This is a genomic window from Isoptericola sp. S6320L (assembly GCF_023015685.1).
Classification (GTDB): Bacteria; Actinomycetota; Actinomycetes; order Actinomycetales; family Cellulomonadaceae; genus Isoptericola; species Isoptericola halotolerans_A.
Window position 1 is genome coordinate 1 of record NZ_JALKAT010000070.1, and the last position, 368, is coordinate 368.

The window sequence follows — 368 nt, forward strand, 5'->3', positions numbered from 1 at the left end:
CGTCGGCGTCGGGGTGGGTTCGCCACCGTCGGTGAGGGTGTAGGCGAAGGTGTTGTTGTCGTTCTGGACGGAGACGACGTGGCTGTCGGGCAGGTTGGTGATGGTGTAGCTGTCGCCGGTGGAGAGCTGGGCGAGGCGGCTGTGCGAGGTGTCGGTGGGTCCGGCGTAGACGGCGGCGTTGCCGTCGGTGATGGTGATCGTGGTGCCGTGCGCGGCGATGGCGGGCAGGTAGATGCCGGCGGACGTGGTGTAGCCGTAGCGGCTGGTGATGCCGTCGGGCCAGACGGCGGCGTTGCCGGTCAGCTGGGCGCCCCAGGGGCACGGGTCACCGGTGCAGGACCACGTCACCGGCGACGACGTGCCCGCCG

At 70.9% G+C, this 368-nt stretch carries 1 protein-coding gene; it reads right to left on the bottom strand.

What is annotated here, in order from left to right:
• Positions 1-348, bottom strand: a 348-nt coding sequence (locus MWU57_RS17915) for a hypothetical protein (RefSeq protein ID WP_246911047.1), incomplete at its 3' end; no start/stop codon positions are given.
• Between the last annotated feature and the right edge of the window lie 20 nt (positions 349-368).